The organism is Planococcus wigleyi, assembly GCF_014836985.1.
Lineage (GTDB): Bacteria > Bacillota > Bacilli > Bacillales_A > Planococcaceae > Planococcus > Planococcus notacanthi.
Map to the genome: position 1 here is coordinate 1 of NZ_JACSPU010000003.1, position 24,562 is coordinate 24,562.

Below are 24,562 nucleotides of genomic sequence, written 5' to 3' on the forward strand. Positions count from 1 at the left end.
GAGGTAGATAGGTTCGAGGTGGAAGCGTGGCGACACGTGCAGCTGACGAATACTAATCGATCGAGGACTTAACCAAACAATGTACGGAACCTTGCATAGTTCCGGTGTCGTGTATCCAGTTTTGAGCGAACAAGCTCAATGAAAATAGTCCAGTGATGATGGCAAAGAGGCCACACCCGTTCCCATCCCGAACACGGAAGTTAAGCTCTTTTGCGCCGATGGTAGTTGGGGGTCTCCCCCTGTGAGAGTAGGACGTCGCTGGGCTATTCTATGTTTACTTTTTGTACCTGAATGATTCTTTTGCCTTGCTTCCATAGCTCAGCAGGTAGAGTGCTTCCATGGTAAGGAAGAGGTCACCGGTTCGAATCCGGTTGGAAGCTTTTGTTCTTTTTAAGAGTTTCTTTGCAGAAAGTTAAACAGTTTTTAATTAAGGCCCCTTGGTCAAGCGGTTAAGACACCGCCCTTTCACGGCGGTAACACGGGTTCGAATCCCGTAGGGGTCACCATTTTGGAGGATTAGCTCAGCTGGGAGAGCATCTGCCTTACAAGCAGAGGGTCGGCGGTTCGATCCCGTCATCCTCCACCATTTTTTTCGAAACAGCATACGGTGGGGTAGCGAAGTGGCTAAACGCGGCGGACTGTAAATCCGCTCCTTCGGGTTCGGCAGTTCGAATCTGCCCCCCACCACCAGTTTTCTTTTAGTTATTGGGGTATAGCCAAGCGGTAAGGCAACGGGTTTTGATCCCGTCATGCCCTGGTTCGAATCCAGGTACCCCAGCCATTTTTACTATGAGCCATTAGCTCAGCTGGTAGAGCATCTGACTTTTAATCAGAGGGTCGAAGGTTCGAATCCTTCATGGCTCATTTTTTATTTTCCTTGCGCCTGTTCAGCGCGGGGCCTTAGCTCAGCTGGGAGAGCGCGTCGCTGGCAGTGACGAGGTCAGGGGTTCGAGCCCCCTAGGCTCCATTGTTCCATGTGTATTTGTACTATCCATGTGTAAAAAACCCGTATCCATTAACTTGGATACGGGTTTTTTTTATTTTCCGACATATTCGGATTGTGGGCGGAAAATGACGTTGTCCTGCTGCTGTTCCAAGGCATGTGCGGTCCAGCCGACAATGCGGGCAACGCTGAATGTCGGAGTGAACAGCTGCGTCGGCATGGCAATCGACCGCATGATGGCGGCTGCGTAAAATTCCACATTGGTGTAGAGGGCGCGTCCTGGTTTGCGTTGGTTCAATTGTTCAATGATGCGGGTTTCAGCCGCAACGGCTAAATCCAGCCAGGCGTCTTCGCCTTGCAGTTCCTGGCATTTTTTCCGGAGGATCACGGAACGGGGATCTTCGGTCCGGTAAACCCGGTGGCCAAAGCCCATGATTTTCTCGCCGCGGTCGAGTTTGTCTGCGATGACGGCATCGATGCGGTCTTCGGTTTCTATTTCATCCAGCAGATCGATTACGCCGGATGGTGCACCGCCGTGAAGTGGGCCTTTCATAGCACCGAGTGCCGAAGTGACTGCAGAGACAAGATCGGATTCAGTGGAGATGGTGACGCGTGCTGCAAATGTCGAGGCATTCATGCCGTGCTCCATGGTCAGCTTCAAGTATGTTTCCAAGGCTTAGGTTTGGGCACTGGTCGGCTCTTGGCCGTTGATCATCCACAAGTAATTGGCGGTATGCCCCAAGTCGTCACGCGGTGCTGCAGGGTCCTGTCCATTTTGAAATCGGTAAAAACAAGCAGTCATGACCGGCAAGGCAGCAGTCAGCGCAACAGCTTGTTCCCGGGAAGGCAAAGCGGTGAAAGCCGCATGCGTATAGGCCGACGCCAAGGTGCGCATGGCGTCCATCAAAGGTGTTTCTTTTGGCAATGCCTGGGCAATCGCGATGATATGTGCAGGCAGTTTCCGGTAGCCAATCATTTGCTGCTGCAGCTTTTTCAGCGATTCGGCATCCGGCCATTCCCCGTACCATAGATAATAGGCGGTTTCTTCAAACGAGCGATTTTTAATCACTTCATCCACCAGTTGGCCGCGATACCGCAACTCTCCTTTATCTCCATCTACGGAAGCAATAGCTGTCTGAACTGCTACAATTCCTTTCAACCCTTTTTGGAACATAAGAAATTCCTCCTTTTCTTTTAGTTTACCCCCGTGGATTGATAAAAAAAATTAAAGATATATAATTAGAATAATTAAAATTATTAATTGAAATGGGGAATGTCATGGAAGTCCAGTGGTTGAGAACCTTCGTGGACGCATCCGAAACATTGAATTTCAGAATGACATCGGAGCGGCTGATGATGTCACAGCCCAGTGTTACTGTCCATATCCGTTTATTAGAGGAAAGCTTGGGGCTGCTTCTCTTTATACGCAGCAATAACCGGGTGTCATTGACCGAAGAAGGCCGGCATTTTAAAGAACGGGCCAGCAAAGTGCTGGAACAGCTGGATGACAGTGTCGAAGAACTTCATTCATTTGCGCAGGGCTATCGAAAAAAGTGGATTTTGGCCATTTCCCCTTTGATGGCGGAAACGATTTTGCCTTATGTGCTGAAGTCATTCACAGCTGAGCATCCCCAAGTGGAATTGGTGATCCGCGTGGAGGAATCCGAACAGATTGAAGCTTTGGTGGAAGCGGGAGAAGTATCCGCAGGCATCTCTGCTTTGCCGCCTCACGGGCGCAGTATCGCTCAGCATGTGGTTTATGAGGATCCGTTGTTGTTCATCCTGCCGCGGGACGCTTATGACGATGAGACAGGGCCAGCGATTTCCGTCGAGCAGGCGCTTCGGACCTCGGTGCTGTTTTCTCACCATCATCCGTTGTTTTGGGAAGAGCTGTTGGGGAAGCTGCGGCTTCATGTTCCAGGCATCCGGACAATGAAAGTGACACAGGCTCACATTGCCAAACGTTTTATTCAGGAAGGTTTGGGTGTTTCTTTTTTGCCGAAATCGATGGTCCGGCGGGAACTGGTGGAAGGACGACTAATGGAAGCCCATTTTGACTTGTTCCCCTTGCCGGTAGCATCGACTTACTTTTTAACAAAAAGAATGGGAGAGCTTGAGCAGGATTTTCTGCAGCGGATCCAATCAGTGTATTTTATTTAATAGGGGGAAACCGGTATGATTATAGAATCGGATGGCATTCGTTTGCGGTTATTGAAAAGAGAGGATTTTGAAGCTCTATGGGCTCTTTATACGCCCAAGATCTTCGAGTATATGCTCAATAAAGTCGAGGTTTTTGAAGACATGGTGACGTGGCTGGAAGCCGGATTGAACCAGTCGAATGTGCTGATATTTGCGGTGGAAAATCCACTGACGGATGAAATCATCGGCACCACACGCATATATGCAATTGATGAAACCCATAAAAGCTGCGAAATCGGTGCCACTTTTTATGCACAATCGGCGCAGCGGACGCATGTCAATACAGCAGTCAAACGGGCATTGCTCAGTTATTGCTTTGAAGAACGCGGTATGATCCGTGTGCAATTCAAAACGGATGCCGAAAATATCCGGTCGCAGAAAGCGATTGAACGCATCGGCGCTGTAAAAGAAGGTGTCATGCGCAATGAACGCATCCGTTCAACCGGCAAGCCAAGAAATGCCGTGGTTTATTCAATTATCGATAAAGAATGGCCGAAAGTTAAAAAAGACTTAGCAAAAAAAGTGAATAAATATACCTGATTTTGTACGGTTGAGCCAATGAGACCTTAGCGGTTACAATGAATCTATCTTGCTAAGGGGGTATAAAATAATGAATAAATTAAATATATCTATTATCGGCGTTCCAATGGACCACGGTCAAAATCGCCGTGGTGTCGACATGGGACCAAGCGCTATCCGTTATGCGGGTGTCGTAGAACGCATTGAAGAATTGGGCCATCACGTAACGGATGAAGGGGACATCCAAATCGGCCTGGCAGACGGCAGCGTTGATACATCAACAAATTTACGCAACTTGAAAGTGATCACTGAAGCGACTGAAGCGCTTGGAGATAAAGTATTTGAAGTGGCAGAAGCGGGCAATTTCCCGTTGGTGCTGGGCGGCGACCACAGCATTGCCATCGGCACGCTTTCCGGAATTTCGGAGCGCCACGAAAACCTGGGCGTCATCTGGTACGATGCACATGCAGACATGAACACCAGCGAAACGTCGCCATCCGGCAACATCCACGGCATGCCGCTTGCTGCAAGCTTTGGGCATGGCCACGAAAAGCTGACGAACATCCGTGGCTATTCACCAAAAGTAAAACCTGAAAACATCGTCATCATCGGAGCCCGTTCAGTGGATCCCGGTGAGCGCCAATTGATTAAAGAGCATGGCATCCGTGTTTACAGCATGCACGAAATCGATAAAATGGGCATGAATGCGGTTATCGAAGATTCCATCCGTTATTTGAAGGAAGAGCGCAAAACGGACGCAGTCCATTTGTCGCTGGATCTGGATGGCATCGACCCGATGTACACACCAGGCGTCGGGACACCGGTTCCGGGGGGCATCAGTTACCGTGAAAGCCATTTGGCGATGGAAATGCTGTTTGATGCAGATATCATCACTTCTGCTGAATTTGTGGAAGTCAATCCGATTCTGGATGAGAAAAACCGCACAGCTGATGTAGCTGTCGCATTGATCGGTTCTTTATTCGGTGAAAAATTATTGTAATCCAAGACAGGCGAAAGCCTGTTTTTTTATGCCGTTAAACAGGAAACTTTTCCTTTATCAAAAACGTCACAAAATTGGTTGGATTTATTTGGGTATTGTCTGATACGATAGAATAAGGAAAAAATAATTGAAACCTTTAGAGACAACGGACGTATATAAAGTACAGCCGCATAGGCGGAGGGAAATGAGATCATGGATGCGTTAGTCAATAAACGAATAGCTAAAGTATTAAAAGGCGATCAGAACGCATTCGCCGAAATCGTGGAGCTTTACCAAAACCAGCTGTATCAGATCTGCTACCGGATGCTTGGCAACAAGCAGGAAGCGGAAGATATTGCACAGGAAGCTTTTATGCGGGCTTATGTAAATATCCACACGTTTGACCAGAATCGGAAATTTTCGACATGGCTGTACCGCATCGCCACCAATCTGTGCATCGACCGGATCCGCAAGAAAAAGCCGGATTACCATTTGGATGCTGAAGTGCGCGGGACGGAAGGCTTGAACATGTATTCGAAAATTGCCAATGATGACGAGCTTCCGGAAGAAGAATTAATGCGGATGGAAGTACAGGAGCGGGTACAGTACGAGATAAGTCGCTTGCCAGATAAGTACCGTGCCGCTATTGTATTAAAGTATATTGAAGAATTGCCGCTGGCGGAAATCAGTGAAATCCTTGATTTGCCGTTGGGTACGGTAAAGACGCGTATACACCGAGGAAGAGAAGCTCTTCGCAAGCAATTGAGCAATTTGTAGGAGGCGAGCACGATGAATGCGTGTCCGGAAAATGTGCTTCATCTAATGGACGATTACCTGGATGGGGACATCAGTCAAAACGATGAACGACAACTGAGAGAACACCTGGAGAGTTGCAGCGACTGCAGAAAGCTGTACCAGGAATTAAGCAAAACCATTGCATTTGTCCAAAGTGCATCACATATACAAGCACCAGCCGACTTTGTCCAAAAGACAATGGCGCGGCTGCCGAAAGAAAAACAGCGGGCGGGTGTCCAGCGTTGGTTCAGAAGACATCCGATGCTGGCAGCTGCCGCATTGTTCTGTGTGCTCATGAGTGCCGCGCTGTTCACGAACTTCAACGACGACCAGCAGTTTGCTTTTACCAAGCAGCCGAATCTGGTGGTTGAAGGACAGACGGTGGTCGTCCCTGAAGGCGAGAAAGTAGTCGGCGACCTGACTGTGCGCAATGGCGATTTGCGTGTGGAAGGCGAACTTGAAGGGAACGTCACCATCGTGAACGGCCAGTACATGGCTTCAAGTGGTGTCATTACCGGTGAAATCGAGGAAATCGATAAAGCTTTTGAATGGCTGTGGTACACCATCAAAAACGGCTTCAAGGATGCAGCCGCTATTTTTGATACAGACGGCACCCAAACAGACGAGTAGAACCCATCCTCCTAAAGGATGGGTTTTTTCTATGAAGGCAAGCCCAATTCACTTATGATATACTGAATGCATATGCAGATGTAGAAAAGCGAGGGTTGCAGATGCCTTTTTTGGAAAATTTAACAGACCAAACACCACTCGAACTTCTAGGAAATATCATAGATATTTTATTAGTTTGGTTCGTTATCTATAAATTGATCACCGTCATCAAAGGAACGAAAGCCGTTCAATTGCTGAAAGGAATCTTTGTCATTATCATTGCGCGCCTCGTAACACAAGCACTCAACCTGGAAACGCTTGGCTGGATTATGCAGCAGGTGCTTGAATGGGGCTTCCTGGCCATCATCATCATTTTCCAGCCGGAACTGCGCCGTGCACTTGAACAGCTCGGACGCGGCAAGCTGTTTTCCAGCAGTACCTTGAATGAGGAGTCTGAACGCAACCGGTTGATCGAAGCGATGTCCAAATCTGTCAGCTATATGGCAAAACGGCGGATTGGCGCGTTGATATCGATTGAACGCGAGACCGGTTTGAGCGAATACATTGAGACGGGCATTCCAATGAACTCGGATATCACGTCTGAACTGATGATCAATTTGTTCATTCCCAATACACCGCTGCACGATGGAGCGGTGATCGTCCAAAAAAACCGGATTGCCGCAGCGGCTTGTTACTTGCCGTTGTCTGAAAGTCCGTTCATTTCAAAAGAGCTGGGAACCCGCCACCGTGCGGCTCTCGGCATCAGTGAAGTGACCGACGCGATCACCATTGTCGTCTCGGAAGAAACAGGCGCCATCAGTTTGACAGCGAATGGCGATTTGCACCGCAATTTGTCACTTGAAGACTTCGAAGTAAAGCTGCGCCGGATCTGGTTTGGTGCAGAACAGCAGGAAGTCGCTCCGGCCTGGTGGAATTGGAGGGGGAAAAAGAATGGATAAGATGATGGACAATCGCTGGTTTTTACGGATTACGGCGCTGCTGTTAGCCTTTCTATTATTCTTCTCGGTACAGGCGGAAGACAGTAACACGGGAACGACGGATACCAGCCGCGTTTCGGAAGTGATTGAAGATGTGGAACTTGAGGTATACCATGATAACAGTCTGATGGTCAGCGGTGTGCCGAAAACAGCAGACCTGCATTTGAACGGCCCCGTCAGTATTGTTCAGACGGCCCGGCAATTAGAAGACTTCACCTTGTTTGTGGATTTGCGCAACTTGCCGGTGGGAGAGCATCAGGTCCCAATCCAAACGGAAAACCTGTCTGAACAATTAAATATCCGGGTTGATCCGGCGTTCGTCAATGTCGTGATTGAAGAGCGGGTATCGCAGGAATTCCGCATCGATCCAGAAGTGAATGAACGGATGCTGGCGGAAGGTTTTATCCTGGAAAATGTGTCTGTTAAACCGGAAACGGTGACAGTTACAGGTCCGAAAAGCATGATCGATGCCATCAGCTTCGTGAAAGCGACGGTTTCGGGCGAACAGGGAGTGAAGGAATCCTTTACGACTGCCGCGCGTGTCCGTGTTTTGGCGGAAGATTTGACGAAGCTGGAAAGTGCCGAAATCGAACCGCAGGAAGTTGAAGTGGACGTCGATGTGATTGAATACAGCAAACTGGTGCCTGTGAGGCTCGAGCCTACCGGGGAAGCCCGTCCTGGCATCACCATCAACGATTGGAATACAGCCACCGAAGAAGTCCGGATTTTTGGCCCGAAAACGGTGGTGGATGAAATCGCCGAATACGTGATCGAAGTCGATGCGGCAGACGTGACGGCTGAAGATGCCACATTAGAAGTAGAACTGGCGATTCCATCTGGAACTTCCGGCGTTTCGCCAGGGCAAGTCTCGGTGAAGGCGGAAACCGTGATCGATGAAGATGCATTGCTTCCGGAAGGTTCCGGAGCTTCCGGCAATTGAAAGCATAAAGTTTAAAATAAAAAAAGCGAAAGCTTAACTAAAAAAATCAGAGTTACATGATTGAAGGAGCGAAAAGTAGAATGGGAAAATATTTTGGTACAGATGGAGTGCGGGGAGTCGCCAATAGCGAGCTGACACCTGAATTGGCTTTTAAATTAGGACGAATTGGCGGATACATTTTAACGAAAAGTGCGAAAGACAAGCCGAAAGTGCTGATTGGCCGCGATACACGGATTTCAGGTGAAATGCTGGAAGGCGCACTTGCTGCCGGACTTCTTTCTGTAGGAGCTGAAGTGATGCGCCTCGGCGTCATCAGTACACCAGGCGTCTCGTATTTGACGCGTGTCATGAGTGCTGAAGCGGGTGTCATGATTTCCGCTTCACATAACCCGGTGGAAGACAACGGCATCAAATTCTTCGGCTCAGACGGCTTTAAATTGTCCGATGCACAGGAAGCCGAAATTGAAGCATTGCTTGATAGCGAAGAAGATCTATTGCCGCGTCCGACTGGAGGCGACCTTGGCAGCATTACGGATTATTTCGAAGGCGGCCAGAAGTACCTTCAGTACTTGAAACAGACAGTCGATGAAGAATTCGACGGCATCCACGTGGCACTTGATTGTGCGCATGGAGCGACTTCTACACTGGCAACGCATGTATTCGCGGACCTGGATGCAGACATTACATCAATGGGAGCTTCACCGAATGGTTTGAACATCAACGCAGGCGTCGGTTCTACACATCCAGAGAAATTGGCGGAATTGGTTCTTGCGAAAGGCGCAGACATTGGGCTTGCTTTTGATGGCGATGGCGACCGCTTGATTGCAGTGGACGAAAAAGGCAATATTGTCGATGGCGATCAGATCATGTATATTTGCGCCAAACATCTTCACTCAGAAGGCCGCTTGAAAAAAGGCACTGTAGTTTCGACGGTCATGAGCAACATGGGCTTCTACAAAGCTTTGGAAACTCACGGCATGAAGAGCAACAAGACAGCTGTCGGTGACCGTTACGTAGTGGAAGAAATGAAGAACAATGATTACAACCTGGGCGGCGAACAATCAGGCCACATCATTTTCCTTGATTACAACACAACAGGCGATGGCTTGTTGACGGGCCTTCAGCTTGTCAATATCATGAAAATCACCGGCAAGAAATTGTCGGAGCTGGCTTCTGAAATGACCATCTATCCGCAAAAACTTGTTAATATTCGAGTGACGGATAAACATGCGGTGACAGACAATGCCAAAGTGGCAGCTGTTATTGCCGAAGTTGAAAGCGAGATGGCCGGCAATGGCCGTGTACTGGTGCGTCCATCCGGTACAGAACCATTGGTGCGCGTCATGGTGGAAGCAGCTTCTGCAGAAGACTGTGAAAACTACGTGGAACGCATCGCAGAAGTTGTGCGCAGCGAAATGGGCTTAAACTAATCGAATGCATTTGGAGAGACCGTGAGCATCCTTGCTTGCGGTCTTTTTTTATGTTGAGAAATTGCTTCAGGCGGACGCTATCCCACTGGAAAGAAGATCGGTTTGCAGAATAATAGAAATAGAATAGAAGCTATATAAGTTGAACTAATGATTTGTAGTAGTCGATATTCCACAAAACAGCTACGCTTTCCAGCGGGCTCGCGCCCAATCCTCCTCGTCCGCTGCGCTCCCTGCGGTGTATCGGTCGTCTCGCTATGCCGCAGGAGTCTTCGCTGTTTTGCTCCATATCTTCAGAGTTTTCTCTTAGAAGCAAAGAGGTAGATAAAATGCTATTTCTTTAGTTTAACTTATATGGTCGGAAAATCAGTTTACCCATATAGATTGGATATTAATATATAAAGATATCTTAAAAGGAAAAAGAACCATTTAACGGAAAAGAATACTGAATTAGACCTAAATAACTATCTGCTTTTATTGACGGGATTGTGTGGAGCCTGTATGATGGTAGAGTCGGTTTACGACCGCACCAAAAGGGGGAAAGAGAGTAGTGCGAGGAAAACAATTACAGCGCCTGTACTGAAGAAATCGGACGGACCAGTCATCTTCAGTAGACGAGGAGAAGGAGTATCGAGATTTCGGCGGATACCTTCCGGCCGTGAAGCCCGGTCGTTATGTCCACTCTTAAAACAGTCGAGCGATCGATTGGACAACAAGATGGATGGGCTCAAGCAGAAGTGTTTGAAAACTTAGCAAACACTTTATTTGGATTTTAGAAAAACGGAGGAATTAGACTATGTGTGGAATTGTTGGGTATATCGGAGAAAATGATTCAAAGGAAATTTTATTGAAAGGCTTGGAGCGCTTGGAATACCGCGGTTACGATTCAGCAGGAATTGCTGTCCGCAACGGCAACGGCGTAACAGTCTTTAAAGAAAAAGGACGCATTGCAGATTTACGCGGCGTTGTTGAAGAAGAAGTCATGGGTACGACAGGAATCGGCCATACACGCTGGGCAACACACGGCAAGCCGAACCGCGCCAATGCTCACCCGCATCAGAATACATCGGACCGTTTCACGATCGTCCATAACGGCGTAATTGAAAACTACCACCACATCCAACGCGATTATTTGGCAGGAGTGGAAATGGAGTCGGATACAGATACAGAAATCATCGTTCAGCTGATCGGTAAATTTGTGGAAGAAGGCCAAACAACACAGGAAGCTTTCAGCAAAGCTCTTACCTTACTGAAGGGTTCATACGCAATCGCGTTATTGGATGCAGAAGAAGAGCAAACGATTTTTGTTGCGAAAAACAAAAGCCCGTTGCTAGTTGGACTTGGCGAAGATTTCAACGTCATCGCATCAGATGCAATGGCTATGCTTCAATTGACTGACCAGTTTGTTGAATTGATGGATAAGGAAATCGTCATCGTCCGCAAAGACAGCGTGGAAATTTTGACGTTGGAAGGCGAAACTGTAAGCCGTCTGCCTTTCACTGCTGAAATCGACATGAGCGATATCGAAAAAGGGACATACCCGCATTACATGCTGAAAGAAATCGACGAGCAGCCAGCGGTTGTCCGTAAAATTGTTCAAGCTTACCAGGACGAAAACGGCAAATTGACCATCCAACCGGAAATTCTGGAAGCGATGCAAGCTGCAGACCGCATCCACATCATTGCGGCTGGAACAAGCTATCATGCAGGATTGATCGGCAAAGAATACATCGAAAAACTAGCGGGAATTCCGGTTGAAGTGCATGTTTCAAGTGAATTTGGCTATAACATGCCATTGCTGTCGGAAAACCCATTGTTCATCTTTATCTCCCAATCAGGGGAAACAGCGGACAGCCGCCAAGTATTGGTGAAAATCAAAGAGATGGGCCATGCTTCATTGACCATCACGAATGTTGCAGGATCTACATTGTCACGTGAGTCTGACCATACCTTATTGTTGTATGCAGGCCCTGAAATTGCAGTAGCTTCAACGAAAGCTTACACTGCACAATTGGCAGTATTGTCTATTTTGGGTGCAGTAACAGCAGAAGCACGCGGCATCGACATCGGCTTTGACCTGGTTCAGGAATTGGGAATCGTTGCGAATGCCATCCAGGCACAAGTGGATTCGAAAGAAGAAATGGAACAGATTGCTGCAGACTACTTGTCTACAACACGCAATTGCTTCTTTATCGGCCGCGTTATGGATTATTTCGTTGGACTTGAAGGTTCATTGAAATTGAAAGAGATTTCATACATCCAGGCTGAAGGCTTTGCCGGAGGCGAGTTGAAGCACGGCACGATCGCTTTGATCGAAGAAGGCACACCGGTTATCGCACTTGCAACGCAAGAAGCGGTTAACTTAAACATCCGCGGAAACGTCAAAGAAGTAGCGGCACGCGGCGCCCACACATGCATCATTTCAATGGAAGGCTTGCAGGAAGAAGGCGACAGCCTGGTTCTTCCGAAAGTCAACGAATTGTTGTCACCGCTTGTATCGGTTATCCCGATGCAATTGATCAGCTATTACGCAGCGCTTCACCGCGATTGCGACGTGGACAAGCCACGTAACCTGGCGAAATCAGTAACAGTTGAATAAATAAAATTTTAGATTACCTATGACAGCACCCCTTCGAATCTGAAGGGGTGCTTTGTTGTTTGTTTGGAATTCTTATCTACTGGAGCAGTCAACATGATTTCAATATACTGCTTTTTATAAATGGACAAAGAATTTACAAAGAATAGCCTTGTATTTTCTAACCCAAACCCTGCCAAATGGTATAATTAGTTCAACATAAAGAAAAAGGTGTGAAATAGATGTCGTCGTTAAATGACTTTTCCCAATACATAAGTGAAAACGCTGAAACTTTATCAGCGGAAGTGGTTGAATCAGTTGTCCAGGAGATGAAGCTGGACATTCCTGAGTGGGAAAAAGAACAGGCTACCCAGATGTACGTGGAGCTGCTTGGATTCTTTGGTAAATTCCTTCGAGAAGACCGTTTTGAAGTTCCAGAATCGTTGATCGAGTGGAGCAAAAAGAATGCCGAAATGCAGGTGGCTTCGGGAGGCAAGATCTCGGAAATCGTCGTTCGTTATCCGGCGACACGGCAGGTCTTTTCAGAGCTCTTCACGCGGCTTAGCCTGAAGTTCGGATTGACGGTCGTGGAAAATGCCAAGGCAACCAGAGACATCAATGCTATCTTGGATGTTAGTTTAAATGAAACCTTCTATGCTTTTGAGCGGCTTTCTGAACGCTATCAGGCGGAAACCCAGATGGAACTGCTTAATTTGTCTGCGCCCATCGTTCCGGTTCTTGAAGATGTAGTGGTGTTGCCGCTGATCGGTGTGATGGACAGCTACCGGATTGCTCATATCATGGACAATGTCATTCCAAGAATCGCGGAGAAGAATGTCCAACACGTCATTACGGACTTTTCGGGAGTCTTGACCATCGATGACCAAATTGCACAATCACTTCAGCAAATCGGCAGTACGCTGCAGTTGATGGGGATCCATGTCATCATTGCGGGATTGCGTCCGGACCTTGTCCAGACCATCGTCCACAGCGGAATCGATATGCTGGATACGGACGCCTATGCAACAGTCAAGCAGGCGCTGGAAAGTGTTAAATAACTGAATTGGACAAAGGCGCATCCCCCGTTTATCCGGTGGGATGCGCCTTTGTTTTCATTGGATGGATTTTGCAGCGGGCTGATAAAACTCTTTGATTTTTTCAGGCGGCAACGGCGGGTTAAAGTAATATCCTTGTGCCTGATTGCAGCCTTGTTGTTTTAGGAATTGCAGTTGTTCTGCAGATTCGACACCTTCAGCTATGACATTCAGCTGCAGGTTGTGCGCCATTTGGATGATGGTATCGACAAGTGCCGCGTCTTTTGGATCCGTAGTGAGGTTGCGGGTGAAACACTGGTCGATTTTAAGGGTATCAATCGGAAACAGCTTCAAATAGCGGAGCGATGAATAGCCGGTGCCGAAATCATCAATGGACAGATGAATGCCCATCGCCTTGAGTTTCCCCATTGTTGAGATAGCGCTGGGGGAGTCTTGGATAATGCTTTCAGTCAGCTCCAGTTCCAGGTAACGTGGAGCGAGTCCCGATTCCGACAGTGCGGCCTGAACGGTTTCGGTCAAGTTGCTTTGTGAGAACTGGCGGGAAGAGATATTGACGGCAACCCGAAACTGCGGCAATCCAGCCTTCTGCCAGGCCATGTTTTGCAGGCAAGCCTGCCGCAGAACAAATTCACCAATCAGGATGATGCTGCCTGTTTCTTCTGCGATGGGAATAAATTCAGCAGGCGAGACGTTCCCCCATTTGGGATGTGTCCAGCGAAGCAAAGCCTCCAGCCCCACGGTCTTTTCGGTTTTTAAATCGATTTGTGGCTGATAATGAAGAGAGAATTCACCGCGTTCCAAGCCTTTTTTCAAATCCATGGCCAGTTTGGATTTTCTGGAAACCAATTGATTGGTTTCTTCTGAGAAAAATTGAAAATTATTTTTGCCATGATCTTTTGCTGAGTATAATGCAATATCTGCATTTTTTATTAACGTCTCTACGTCGTTGCCATCAGAAGGGAATCTGCTGATGCCGATGGATGGCGTGATAAATAATTCTTCCTGCTGGAAATGGAAAGGTTCTTCAAATAACTCCAAGATCGCTTGTGCATGAGCAGCTGCTTCTGCATCATCGGTATTCGGCAATAATAGGATGAATTCATCTCCACCCAAACGGGAAATGGTGTCATTTTTTCGTGCGATGCTTTGGAAACGCTCAGATGTTTTAATCAATAATTGATCTCCAGCAGAATGGCCATAGGTGTCGTTGACTATTTTGAAATGGTCCAAATCAATATACAGGAGGGAGAAACTTTGCTTATTTCCATCCGCCTGGTCTAAAGCAGCTTGTATTTGGTCAATGAAAAGACGGCGATTTGCCAAGCCGGTCAAGGAATCCCGGTAAACGAGCGTGTTGATCTTGGCTTCCGTATCTTTCCGTTCGGTGATGTCGCGGATGATGCTGCTGAAAAATATACACTTATCTGTTTTCCAGGTTCCGAGAGACATTTCAATCGGAAACTCACTGCCGTCTTTGCGGCGGCCAATCAATTCAACCCGTGTGCCGATTACATGGGGGACAGCAGTGTCCAGGTAACGCTTTAATCCTTTCCGGTGTGCCTCCCGTAAAGGCTTGGGAATGATGATTTCTAAATTAGAACCCAACGCTTCGTCTTTGCTGTAATGGAATATCGCTTCGGCGCCTGAGTTCCACTGCAGAATAATGCCTTGGTGGTCCGCTACGATAATGGCGTCAGTAGTGGATTCGAAAATCGATTCGAACTTCTTTTCCGATTCAGCGGAATTCGCTTTCAGCTGGAGCTTTTGGCGCTTCCGTGAACAGAAGAAAAGCAAGGTCGCCAACAAGAGGGAAACGGAAAGAATAATCGGCAGAAAAACAGGAGAAAGCTTATCTGTGATTGAAATAATGTCCATAGAGTATACATCACTCTCTTTTCTTTAAATGGATTGGGCTGGAATCATACGGCTTGCGTAGAAATGGCAATGCCTATCTGTATTGTTTACATATCATAGCACAAGAATTACTTCCAATAAACGTAAGTAAAATAAAACTTTGGAACGAGTTGAAGCCCAAAAGCCATTAATTTTTCAAATGTTATGTTAAAATAGGAAGTACGTAATTTTATTTCTTCCAGCAGTTTTGTATGGGCGAATAAAATTCCGCTATTTTTTTGTCTTTTGTGAATCGAGTTTAAGCTTCCCCTTTTCCAACCTCAGAACGACTCCTTTATATCCACCCACGTACGCGAACGGGAATAGGCCAAGCCTAGACACATTCCCAAAGGACAATGAAAATTGAATAGGAAAGGAATTGATTAAATGAGATCTGAGATTACTGCAGATCAAGAGTTAGTTAAAAAGAAACAAAGCCACGGAGACGAATCAACAGGCGACTATACGTTTGACCGTGTACCGCGGGAAGAACGCAAAATGGGTTGGCTGAGCATCACCAATATCACCTTCGGCATCGCGACCGCCATCTTCTACTTCCAGATGGGAAGCGTCATGGCGCTGCAATTCGGAGCCGCCAATGCCATCATTTCTGCCATCTACGCGATCCTCGTCGCAGGCATCCTCGGAACCATCATCGTTTACCTATCGGCCAAGTCCGGTATGAACGTCAATTTATTATCCCGCGGAGGGTTCGGTTACATCGGAGCCTCATTAACCTCCTTAATCTACGCATCGAATTTTATTATGTATTGCGCTTTTGAAGGCATGATCCTGGTCGCTGCAGTCCATGCTTATTTTCCCGCCGTCCCCATGTGGCTTCTAATTATCGGATTCGGTTCAGTGGTCATTCCATTAAACTGGTTCGGCATTAAACAATTGGACAAATTGCAGAAATGGTCATTGCCGGTGTTTGCGATTTTCCTGGTTGCGGCAATTTATGTCGCTTTCAACACCACATCGAAATTTGACGGAAATTTCTGGACTTATATGCCTGAAGGCGTACAAATCGGCGGAACCGCATTGCTGTTGTGCATCGGCATGCAGCACGGCATCATGGGGCTCACTGCGTTGATCGCTTCCGATTATGCCCGTTTCCTGAAGCCGAAAGATTTGAAAATCGGTTCGGTCGCCATCGGCTTTATTCCGCAGATTTTCTGTTTTGGTGTTATGGGTGGACTCGGCATCTGGTTCGGTGTGACACTTGGCGAATCCAACCCGGGTGTCTACATCGTCGTCCTGCTTGGGCTTGGCGGTGTACTGTTTACGATGCTGACGCAAATCCGCATCAACATCACCAATATCTACAGCAGCTCGCTGTCCCTGTCGAGCTTTTTTGAAAACATGTTCGGCTTTACACCGGGTCGCCGTTTCTGGGTCGTCGTGGCAGGCGTCATCGCCATCGTCTTGATGCTTGGCGGCATCGTCGACCACCTGGATGTCGCGATGACGTTCCAAGGGGTAGCGCTGATGAGTTGGGCAGCGATTCTCGTGACGGACGCTTTGGTCGTCAAGAAATGGCTGAAAATCGGGCCGGGCTATTACGAATCCAGACAGCGGAACCTGCATAAATGGAATCCGGTCGGGGTGGTGTCCTTGCTTGTGCCGACTGCACTCGGAACCATCGCAGCACTCGGTTACATGGGCACATTCCTGCAAAGCACAGCCGCGTTTTTCGCGTTGATCCTGGCATCGATTTTGACTGTCGTTTTGGCCGTAGCTACAAAAGGGCGCTATTACGTGAAACGAGAAGCGCATGATATTCCGAAAGAAGATTATATTGCCTGAGTAAAAATTCTGCGTTACACTGTTGGCAATAAATAAAAGAACCTGTTCCTGTCGAATCCTATTCAGAAAGGATGATCGAGTTGACGACTTCTACTGTCGTGTTATCCATGGCGCGCCGATTCAATGCCAGCGACAAAGCCGTATACGAAGCTTGGACCAATCCGCAACTGATGAAGAAATGGCTGTTTACGACGGAAGACACCAACCAGGTAACCAAGAATTCCTTGCGCGCGGGCGGAAGCTGGGAAATCGCCGACCGCCGGGAAGGCACCGATTACCGGGCAGTAGGCGAATACCTCGAACTGAAGCCGCCGCATAAACTGATGTTCTCTTTCAAGATGCCGCAGTTCAACGACCTGGAAGACCGCATCACGGTATGGATTTCCATGGTGCAGGACCGTTGTGAAATGGCGTTTGTCCAGGAAATCACGGTGCCGCATGAAGAAGGCTGGACGGAAGAAGACATCAAGAAAGCCGGCGACGACTACAGCAGCCAAAGCCAAGAAGGCTGGAGTGGGATGTTTGAGAAGTTGAGGCAGTTGGTGGAAACACCTGAATAGGAAAAACCGCAATCTCCCGAAACTGGAGAGATTGCGGTTTTTTCATTTGAAACAGTGCAATAAAAAATATGGGTAATATTGCATAATGGCATTTAAAAGGATATGATCGACAAGAAATAAAAAAATGTTAAAAAATAACGCAAGAATGACAATGACCCTAAGTTTATTAGTAAGTTGAACCGCTGAAAAGGCGAACCTACTTTAGCATATCGGAGGAAGTCCATGACCCAAATAACGGATTTGGAATTTAAAGTTCAAGAGCTGGTAACGCTGCTGGAAGCGTCAAAGCAATTGAACTCGAATATCGAAATGGAAGAAGTGCTCGAAAACATCCTGTTGCAGATGGTGCAGATTGTAGGAGCGGAAGCAGGGACCTTGTGGGTGCTGGACAAGGAACGGCAACAGATCAAGGCGTCCGCGGCTTACGGACCGTCTGCGTTGGACATTCTGAACATCGAACTGGAACTGGATGAAGGCATTGTGGGAAAAGTAATCCGGACGGGTGAAGCCCAGCTGATCGAACATGTGGCATCCAATCCCGACTGGACAGACCGTGTGGATCATTCAAGCGGATTCGTGACCAAGTCGATGATCACCGTTCCATTAGCTGTCAAAGGAAATGTGCTTGGCGCTTTGCAGCTGCTGAATAAAAAAGACATCGCCTTTTTCTCTGAACAGGACATCCGCCTCGCCGTTGCACTCGCCAACCAATCTGCATTGGCACTCCACAACAGCCAGATGTACGACGAATTGCAGCGCATGCTGCTGAGCATGATCCGCACGCTGGCAAAAGTGCTGGACGCGCGTGACCCGTATACCGCCGGGCATTCAGAGCGCGTAGCGAAATATTCGCTGTGGATCGCCCAAAAGCTCGAGTTCGATGCGCATACGTGCGAAGAATTATATAAAGCGGCATTGCTTCATGACATCGGAAAAATCGGCATTGCGGACGATATTCTCCGGAAGCCCGACCGGCTGACGTCTGAAGAGTATGAGGCGATTAAACAGCATACGGTAATCGGAGCGGACATTCTGTCCAATATGGAGCCGAAAGAAGCGGTGGCACATGCCATGGAAACTGCGCTGTCCCATCATGAACGGCTGGACGGCACCGGCTACCCGCATGGACTGGCAGGAGATGATATTCCCTTATTTGCACGGATTGTCGGTGTGGCCGATGCCTTCGACGCTATGACGACGGCGCGTTCCTACAGCGAAGGCTTATCTTTCCGCTTGGGTGCAGAAGAACTGATCCGCTGCAAAGGCACGCTGTTCGACAGCGAAGCCGTAGATGCCTTTACGGCAATTCTTGCCGACTGTGAATATGAATTGGAACGTTATGAGAAATAGGAAAGAGGCTGTCGGCTATGAGCCAGTTTGATTACTTATTGATTGCCCACTTGATCGGCGATTTTCTGCTGCAGACCGGCTGGATGGCGAAACACAAAGCCAACAAATGGCTGCCTCTATTAACACATGTCTCTATTTACACAGCAGTCATCGCGCTGTTCGGCCATTTTTCAGGAGGCTTGTCCTTTGCGGCGGTGGCTGTCGTTTCTATCGGTCATATCATTCTGGACCGGAAAACCTTTGTCTTGTTTTGGGTGGAGCGGGTCCAGATGGCTAAAGGGCCGGAGAAGGTTTGGCTGTCGATCATGGCTGACCAGATTTTCCATATTATTTTGCTGGCTGTTGCCGTAGCGATTTCTTAGGAGTGAAGACCATGAAGCCCAAAACCTATGTGCTTGAAAAAGAATATGCAGTAGACCGGAAAACCGCTTGGCAGCTGCTCGCAGACAATAACCGCATGAACCTATACATCGGTTTGTTTCCGGTAAGCTTCAGTCCGGCAAAACAAGACGGCGCGGAAGTGTTTTACAGGGAAGCCTATGCCAAAGTGCTGGGGCTTGTGCCAATTTCGTGGCAGGAGTTTCCCTTTCAGTGGCAGGAAAACGACAGCTATACCGTTGAACGCCGTTACCTGACAGGCCCGCTCAAGCATTACACGCTGAAAGTGGAAGTGTTCGACAGTGGAAATAAAGCGACACGGGTAAAGCTGTCGGCTGATTTTGTACCGCTTAATCCTTTAGGCTACGGTGCTATTTGGGCGACTGGCCTGCCGTCTGTCAAAAAGATCATGCGTTATTTGGATGATTATTTGGCATCGGGTGCGACAGATCCTTTGGAAGCGCCGCAAAAACCGGCAACCGTCAAAATCAACCTGCTGGAACTCGATCGGCTGTCAGCTCTGCTTGCAAAATCACCTGTCGACAGCAGCTACGTCGAACGGCTACACCGGTATTTAGCCGGGAAAGGTGACCACGACGTCGCACAGATCGAACCGATTCAGCTGGCGAAGTTATGGAACGCCGATTTGGATGATACCTTGCGCGTACTGCTCTATGCCACAAAAGCGGGCTTGCTGAACTTGGGCTGGAACGTCATCTGTCCGAATTGCCGGGTGTCGAAAGTTGAGCACAGTTCATTGTCGCAGCTGGAGCAGGAATTTCATTGCGACCTGTGCGGCGTCAATTACGACGCCAATTTCGATCAATTCGTCGAGCTGAACTTCTCGGTGCATCCAAGCATCCGCCAAGCCTATGCCGAAGTGTATTGCATCGGCGGCCCGATGATCACACCGCATGTTAAAGCCCAGCAGGTTATCCAACAAGGCAGAACGGCGCGGTTTGTGATGCCAGAAGGTGAAGGTGCACTGCGTTTTCGGGTGTTGCAAGCAAACGATAGAGTGGCCATAGATAAAAATGCGGAAGCGGATTCGCTGGATTACTCCGATGGAGGCTGGTCGCAGGATTCTGTATCTGGCTTTAGTGACGTTGTCATCACAAATTCCAGTTCTGCGGACATCGTTGTCGCGTTGGAACATGCCGATTGGAACAAACAGGCCGTAACAGCTGCCAAAGTGACAGCGATGCAGGAGTTTAGAGATCTGTTTTCTTCTGAAGTACTATCGCCTGGCCAAAAAATCGGCATCGATCACGTGACGATCCTGTTTACGGATTTAAAAGGCTCGACTTTACTGTATGAAACGATGGGGGACTCGAACGCTTACGGCCAGGTCCGCAATCATTTTGATTTCCTGACCGGACATATCGTGAGAAATTCAGGCAGCGTCGTAAAAACGATCGGCGACGCTGTCATGGCGATATTCAATAAACCGGAGGACGGGTTGAAGGCGGCACTGGGGATTCAGAAAAACCTGGCAGCGTTTAATGACACAACGAATGAAGACTTGGTACTGCGCCTCGGCTTATACAGCGGAGCGGCCATCGCCGTCAATTCCAACGACCGCCTTGATTACTTCGGGCGAACCGTCAACCTCGCTGCGCGTATTCAGGGGCAGGGCGAAGGCAATGACATCGTAATCAGCCGCGAGATATTGGCACAGCCGATGTCTGCGGAATTATTAGCCTCTACAGATATTGAGCTGGAAGAGTTTTCAGCTGCCTTAAAAGGGATTGATGGAGCAGTGGAGTTGGTGAGGATCCGGTTAAGGGAAGAGAGTATAGTTGAAGAGCAGGCGGGTTGAACGGTTTCCAATAGCTGGAGTTAATTAAAAATAGTTTGTTAATAAATGCCTGTTGAGATATCTTTATCTTAAGAGGCATTTTTTTGTTATGGAAAGGGAGTTGGGCATGAAAGTTCAAACAGAGCAATTCGGTGAAGTGGAACTGGCGGAAGAACGCGTCATTACATTTGATAGAGGCATTCCAGGATTTGATGAATATAAGAAATATGTATTGCTGCTTGCGGATGCAGAAGGAGAATCACCATTCTTTTTCCTGCAGTCGGTAGATATGGTGGAAGTCAGCTTTTTCCTGGTCGATCCGTTTACGTTTTTCCAGGACTACGACATCAAACTGGAAGAGCAGATGGTAGAACGGTTGCAGCTGGAAGATCCGTCAGATGCTATTGTATTAACGACGGTAACGGTCAAAGGGGATATCAGCAGCGCGACGACGAATTTAAAAGCGCCGCTGGTCATCAATAATAAGAAACAAATGGGCATGCAGGTGGTCTTGAACAATAAAGACTACCAAATCAAGCAGGCTTTATTCCAGAGCGGCGACACCGCTGCAAGGCAGGTGTAGGGAATGTTAGTACTGGGACGGAAAAAAGGCGAAACGATCATCATTAACGACGACATTGAAATCACAGTTACTTCTATAGAAGGCGACATGGTACGCCTCGGCATCAATGCGCCGAAGCAAGTGACCATCCACCGGAAAGAAGTGTACCTGGAGATTCAGGAAGAGAACAAACAAGCGACCTCGAATGTTATTAATTTGAGTGACTTCCTGAGCATGCGCAAGAAATAGAGTAAGAGCCTGCAGATTTTGCAGGCTTTTTAATTGGTTTGAAAAGAAAAAAGAAAAAGTTTCAAAAAACACTAAACATTTATTAAACCCCTCCGATATAACTATTGTAAGGCGGTTCAAAAGGATTTGGGCGCTTGCAAAAAAACAAAAACATTACACGGAGGTAATACACAATGATTATCAATCACAATATCGCAGCACTTAACACTCACCGCCAAATGGGCTCGGCTCAAAGCGCACAAATGAACAGCATGGAAAAGCTTTCTTCTGGACTTCGTATCAACAGCGCGAAAGACGATGCAGCTGGACTTACAATTTCAGAAAAAATGCGCGGACAGATTCGTGGATTAGAACAAGCTTCAACTAACGCTCAAGATAGTATTTCGTTGATTCAAACTGCAGAAGGTACATTGAATGAAACTCAGGACATTCTTCAGCGTATGCGTGAACTAGCAGTTCAATCTGCCAACGATACAAACACTGATACAGATCGCAAAGAAATCCAAAAAGAAGTAACTGAGTTAGCTTCTGAAATCACAAGAATCGGTAATGATACTGCATTCAATACTAAAGATTTATTAAACGGTGATTTTAAAGCTACTTTCCAAATTGGTGCAAACTCTGGTCAAAATCTCTCCATCTCAATCAGTGATATGCGTTCGGAAGCTCTTAAAGTAGGTACTGATTACACAGCTACAAGCAATACACTGATTTCTTATACAAATGCTGCAGGAGATGCTTCTACAGCAACGTTTATGACAGCTGCTGAAGTTGAAACGGAAACAGCAACAGCGGCAACAAATGCAAGAACGGCTGCTACTGGAGCAAGAACAGCAGCAAATGATGCTCCGACAGATACTGATTTAGCAGCAGCAGCATTAGCAGCAGAAACAGCAGCCACAGCAGCGGAAGCTACAGCAGCAAAACCTGGAGTAGCTGGTTATTATGATAACACCACTAACGCACTAGCTGTAACAACATCAACAGCTTTTGAAACAGGCGCTAAAGGTGTAATTGGAATTGACGTTTCTTCACAAAAAAATGCTGATGCTGCGATTACAACAATCAATAACGCAATCGAATCAGTTTCTTCTGAGCGTTCTAAACTTGGTGCAAGCCAAAACCGTTTGGATCATACAATCAACAACTTGAACACATCTTCTGAAAACCTAACAGCTGCGGAATCACGTATTCGTGACGTCGACATGGCGAAAGAAATGATGGAACAAACAAAGAACTCAATTCTTGCACAAGCATCACAAGCAATGCTGGCTCAAGCAAATCAGGCGCCTCAACAAGTACTACAATTGCTGCGTTAATCTTAAGAATCAAAAGGAGCCTAATTTTAGGCTCCTTTTTCTATAAGGAGGTCATCCAATGGATGTCGCTGCGTTATCAATGGCCTTGAGCCAGATGAATGTCCGGACAGAAGCGAATGTTTTGATTATGAAGAAGACAATAAATCAGGCGGAAACCAATGGTCAGGATGTTGTGAAGATGCTGGAACAGTCTGTTCAGCCTCATATTGGAAGTCACTTAGATATTAAAGGGTGAAGAGAAAGAAAGTCTATGACTGTAATAGGTCATGGACTTTCTTTCTTTTTGTTGTAAAAATATTTTATTTCCTCCCACAATTAACCTATTCTTTTTTCCTTTGTTATCTTGTAAACTAAAAAAGATTAACTCAAGCAAGGGGTGTGAGAACCGATTGACCAGTCCGATTTCTAATAATTTTCTTTTATATAATACGATTGCTTCAATGGCGAAGACGATGCCTGCTTTAGGTCAAGCCGACAGTGGTGCTAATTCAGTCGGCAGTTCGACAAGTCCGAGTACGTTTTTTGCCATGTTGATGAATGCCATGATGGAAAGCATGGAACAAGCGAATACTGGAACGACACCGCAAACGGGCGTTCAGGCTGCTGCGCCATCTTTGACTACACCATTGACAGCACCGCTAACAAATTCCTACAATCCGGCGATCACGATTCCGCCGATCGATAAGAAAGAAGTTGCGACCGCTGCGACAGATACGAGTGATTTGAAGTTCAAGCCGACGCAATTTATCAAGCTGGATAATACGTTGGAAGGCAAATTGAGCGGAACAGCTGCTCACTTTATCAATGCCGGGAAGAAATACGACCTGGATCCGAATTTATTATCAGCCATCGCCATCCATGAAACCGGCAATGGCTCATCACGTGCGGTCAATGACAAAAACAATGTCGCCGGCATGATGGGCAAGAATGGCCTGCGGAGCTATGCTTCCGTGGAAGACAGCATTTTCGATATGGCCCGCAATCTGCGCCAAAATTATTTAAATGAAGGTAAAGACACCATCGCGAAAATCGGGGCGAAGTATGCGCCGGTTGGAGCCGCTAACGATCCAACCGGATTGAACAACCACTGGACACAAGGCGTCAGCAATTATTACTCCAAACTCACATAAAATAAGGCAGGCTCTTTACGGGCTTGTCTTATTTTTTTTGATTTATTGCTAAAAAAATCTGCTTTTCTGCCGATAACTAATATAGAGAACGATTTAGCGAGTTTAACCAATTAGGAGAGTGTCCATTATGGAAGTAACCAATACATCAATACCGCATTTTCCGAAAGTCAATGAGGCAGATCCGGTAGTCTCGAAGGAGACAGCTGCTGCTGGGAAAAACAACGGCGAAAATGCAGAAAAACCTATTGCGAAGGAAGCACTCATAGATAAAGTGGACAGCATGAACAAATTTTTAGAGCCAACATCGACAAACGTGAAATTTCAGCTGCATGAAGAGCTGGAAGTTTATTATGTGCAAGTCATTGATTCCAAAACTGACGAAGTTTTAAGGGAGATTCCCAATAGGAAGTTTTTGGATATGTATGCTTCGCTGGATGATTTAGCAGGCTTGATGATGGACGAGAAACGATAAGAAGGG

The 24,562-nt window shown here is 47.2% G+C and carries 22 protein-coding genes, 7 tRNA genes, 1 rRNA gene and 1 pseudogene; 29 read left to right on the forward strand and 2 right to left on the reverse strand.

The window, feature by feature from the left end:
• Positions 1-148: 148 nt before the first annotated feature.
• From rrf to H9630_RS08565, 8 genes are all read left to right on the forward strand, one after another.
• Positions 149-264 (forward strand): 5S ribosomal RNA (rrf, locus tag H9630_RS08530).
• A 43-nt stretch (positions 265-307) separates the two neighbouring features.
• Positions 308-380, forward strand: a tRNA-Thr gene (locus H9630_RS08535).
• Positions 381-431: 51 nt separating this feature from the next.
• Positions 432-506 (forward strand) — tRNA-Glu (locus tag H9630_RS08540).
• Positions 507-510: 4 nt separating this feature from the next.
• A tRNA-Val gene (locus tag H9630_RS08545) sits at positions 511-586 on the forward strand.
• A 20-nt stretch (positions 587-606) separates the two neighbouring features.
• Positions 607-690 (forward strand) — tRNA-Tyr (locus H9630_RS08550).
• 16 nt (positions 691-706) lie between these two features.
• Positions 707-781: transfer RNA gene (locus H9630_RS08555), tRNA-Gln, on the forward strand.
• 10 nt (positions 782-791) lie between these two features.
• A tRNA-Lys gene (locus tag H9630_RS08560) sits at positions 792-864 on the forward strand.
• 30 nt (positions 865-894) lie between these two features.
• Positions 895-967 (forward strand) — tRNA-Ala (locus H9630_RS08565).
• A gap of 70 nt (positions 968-1,037) precedes the next feature.
• Here H9630_RS08565 and H9630_RS08570 read toward each other — a convergent pair.
• Positions 1,038-2,117, reverse strand: a pseudogene (locus H9630_RS08570) (citrate synthase/methylcitrate synthase).
• A gap of 104 nt (positions 2,118-2,221) precedes the next feature.
• Here H9630_RS08570 and H9630_RS08575 point away from each other — a divergent pair.
• The 10 genes from H9630_RS08575 (at position 2,222) to H9630_RS08620 (ending at position 13,042) form a co-directional block, all read left to right on the forward strand.
• The gene (locus tag H9630_RS08575) at positions 2,222-3,103 is read left to right on the forward strand and encodes a LysR family transcriptional regulator (protein WP_191715104.1); all 882 of its coding nucleotides are present in this window, start codon (positions 2,222-2,224) and stop codon (positions 3,101-3,103) included.
• Positions 3,104-3,118: 15 nt separating this feature from the next.
• Positions 3,119-3,682 (forward strand): GNAT family N-acetyltransferase, encoded by a 564-nt coding sequence (locus H9630_RS08580; protein WP_191715105.1) that lies wholly within the window; start codon positions 3,119-3,121, stop codon positions 3,680-3,682.
• Positions 3,683-3,752: 70 nt separating this feature from the next.
• Complete coding sequence (gene rocF / locus H9630_RS08585; protein WP_191715106.1) at positions 3,753-4,661, forward strand: arginase; 909 nt, start codon at positions 3,753-3,755, stop codon at positions 4,659-4,661.
• A 192-nt stretch (positions 4,662-4,853) separates the two neighbouring features.
• The gene (sigW, locus tag H9630_RS08590; protein ID WP_191715107.1) at positions 4,854-5,417 is read left to right on the forward strand and encodes an RNA polymerase sigma factor SigW; all 564 of its coding nucleotides are present in this window, start codon (positions 4,854-4,856) and stop codon (positions 5,415-5,417) included.
• Positions 5,418-5,429: 12 nt separating this feature from the next.
• On the forward strand, positions 5,430-6,065 hold the full coding sequence (locus H9630_RS08595) for an anti-sigma factor family protein (RefSeq protein WP_191715108.1): 636 nt from the start codon (positions 5,430-5,432) through the stop codon (positions 6,063-6,065).
• Positions 6,066-6,166: 101 nt separating this feature from the next.
• Positions 6,167-7,003: a diadenylate cyclase CdaA gene (gene cdaA / locus H9630_RS08600; protein ID WP_191715109.1), complete on the forward strand. Its 837-nt coding sequence runs from the start codon at positions 6,167-6,169 to the stop codon at positions 7,001-7,003.
• The gene (locus tag H9630_RS08605; protein WP_191715110.1) at positions 6,996-7,982 is read left to right on the forward strand and encodes a CdaR family protein; all 987 of its coding nucleotides are present in this window, start codon (positions 6,996-6,998) and stop codon (positions 7,980-7,982) included. The genes cdaA and H9630_RS08605 overlap by 8 nt, the downstream gene beginning before the upstream one ends.
• 80 nt (positions 7,983-8,062) lie before the next feature.
• Positions 8,063-9,412 carry a phosphoglucosamine mutase gene (glmM, locus tag H9630_RS08610; protein WP_191715111.1) on the forward strand — a complete coding sequence of 450 codons (1,350 nt, stop codon included), beginning with the start codon at positions 8,063-8,065 and terminating at the stop codon, positions 9,410-9,412.
• Between the two features lie 793 nt (positions 9,413-10,205).
• Positions 10,206-12,008 (forward strand): glutamine--fructose-6-phosphate transaminase (isomerizing), encoded by a 1,803-nt coding sequence (gene glmS, locus H9630_RS08615; protein WP_191715112.1) that lies wholly within the window; start codon positions 10,206-10,208, stop codon positions 12,006-12,008.
• A 218-nt stretch (positions 12,009-12,226) separates the two neighbouring features.
• Complete coding sequence (locus H9630_RS08620; RefSeq protein ID WP_191715113.1) at positions 12,227-13,042, forward strand: STAS domain-containing protein; 816 nt, start codon at positions 12,227-12,229, stop codon at positions 13,040-13,042.
• A 54-nt stretch (positions 13,043-13,096) separates the two neighbouring features.
• On the opposite strand, the gene H9630_RS08625 is transcribed toward H9630_RS08620, so the two are convergent.
• Positions 13,097-14,914, reverse strand: coding sequence for a putative bifunctional diguanylate cyclase/phosphodiesterase (locus tag H9630_RS08625; protein WP_191715114.1), 1,818 nt, complete (start codon positions 14,912-14,914; stop codon positions 13,097-13,099).
• 405 nt (positions 14,915-15,319) lie between these two features.
• On the opposite strand from H9630_RS08625, the gene H9630_RS08630 reads away from it, so the two are divergent.
• From H9630_RS08630 to flaG, 11 genes are all read left to right on the forward strand, one after another.
• A complete protein-coding gene (locus H9630_RS08630) occupies positions 15,320-16,738 on the forward strand; it encodes a purine-cytosine permease family protein (RefSeq protein ID WP_191715115.1) in 1,419 nt (472 codons plus the stop codon).
• Between the two features lie 80 nt (positions 16,739-16,818).
• A complete protein-coding gene (locus H9630_RS08635) occupies positions 16,819-17,298 on the forward strand; it encodes an SRPBCC family protein (protein WP_225218467.1) in 480 nt (159 codons plus the stop codon).
• A gap of 222 nt (positions 17,299-17,520) precedes the next feature.
• The gene (locus H9630_RS08640; RefSeq protein ID WP_191715117.1) at positions 17,521-18,648 is read left to right on the forward strand and encodes an HD-GYP domain-containing protein; all 1,128 of its coding nucleotides are present in this window, start codon (positions 17,521-17,523) and stop codon (positions 18,646-18,648) included.
• Between the two features lie 17 nt (positions 18,649-18,665).
• The gene (locus H9630_RS08645) at positions 18,666-19,010 is read left to right on the forward strand and encodes a DUF3307 domain-containing protein (protein WP_191715118.1); all 345 of its coding nucleotides are present in this window, start codon (positions 18,666-18,668) and stop codon (positions 19,008-19,010) included.
• Between the two features lie 11 nt (positions 19,011-19,021).
• Positions 19,022-20,845: an adenylate/guanylate cyclase domain-containing protein gene (locus H9630_RS08650; RefSeq protein WP_191715119.1), complete on the forward strand. Its 1,824-nt coding sequence runs from the start codon at positions 19,022-19,024 to the stop codon at positions 20,843-20,845.
• A 106-nt stretch (positions 20,846-20,951) separates the two neighbouring features.
• Positions 20,952-21,407, forward strand: a complete 456-nt coding sequence (fliW, locus tag H9630_RS08655; protein ID WP_191715120.1) for a flagellar assembly protein FliW — start codon at positions 20,952-20,954, stop codon at positions 21,405-21,407.
• Positions 21,408-21,410: 3 nt separating this feature from the next.
• Entirely contained in the window at positions 21,411-21,635 is a 225-nt protein-coding gene (gene csrA / locus H9630_RS08660; RefSeq protein ID WP_191715121.1) for a carbon storage regulator CsrA, read from the forward strand.
• Positions 21,636-21,808: 173 nt separating this feature from the next.
• Positions 21,809-22,954, forward strand: a complete 1,146-nt coding sequence (locus H9630_RS08665) for a flagellin N-terminal helical domain-containing protein (protein ID WP_191715122.1) — start codon at positions 21,809-21,811, stop codon at positions 22,952-22,954.
• Between the two features lie 58 nt (positions 22,955-23,012).
• The gene (locus H9630_RS08670; protein WP_191715123.1) at positions 23,013-23,189 is read left to right on the forward strand and encodes a YjfB family protein; all 177 of its coding nucleotides are present in this window, start codon (positions 23,013-23,015) and stop codon (positions 23,187-23,189) included.
• A 205-nt stretch (positions 23,190-23,394) separates the two neighbouring features.
• The gene (locus H9630_RS08675; RefSeq protein WP_225218468.1) at positions 23,395-24,084 is read left to right on the forward strand and encodes a glucosaminidase domain-containing protein; all 690 of its coding nucleotides are present in this window, start codon (positions 23,395-23,397) and stop codon (positions 24,082-24,084) included.
• A gap of 127 nt (positions 24,085-24,211) precedes the next feature.
• On the forward strand, positions 24,212-24,556 hold the full coding sequence (gene flaG, locus H9630_RS08680; RefSeq protein WP_191715125.1) for a flagellar protein FlaG: 345 nt from the start codon (positions 24,212-24,214) through the stop codon (positions 24,554-24,556).
• The last annotated feature ends 6 nt before the right edge of the window (positions 24,557-24,562 follow it).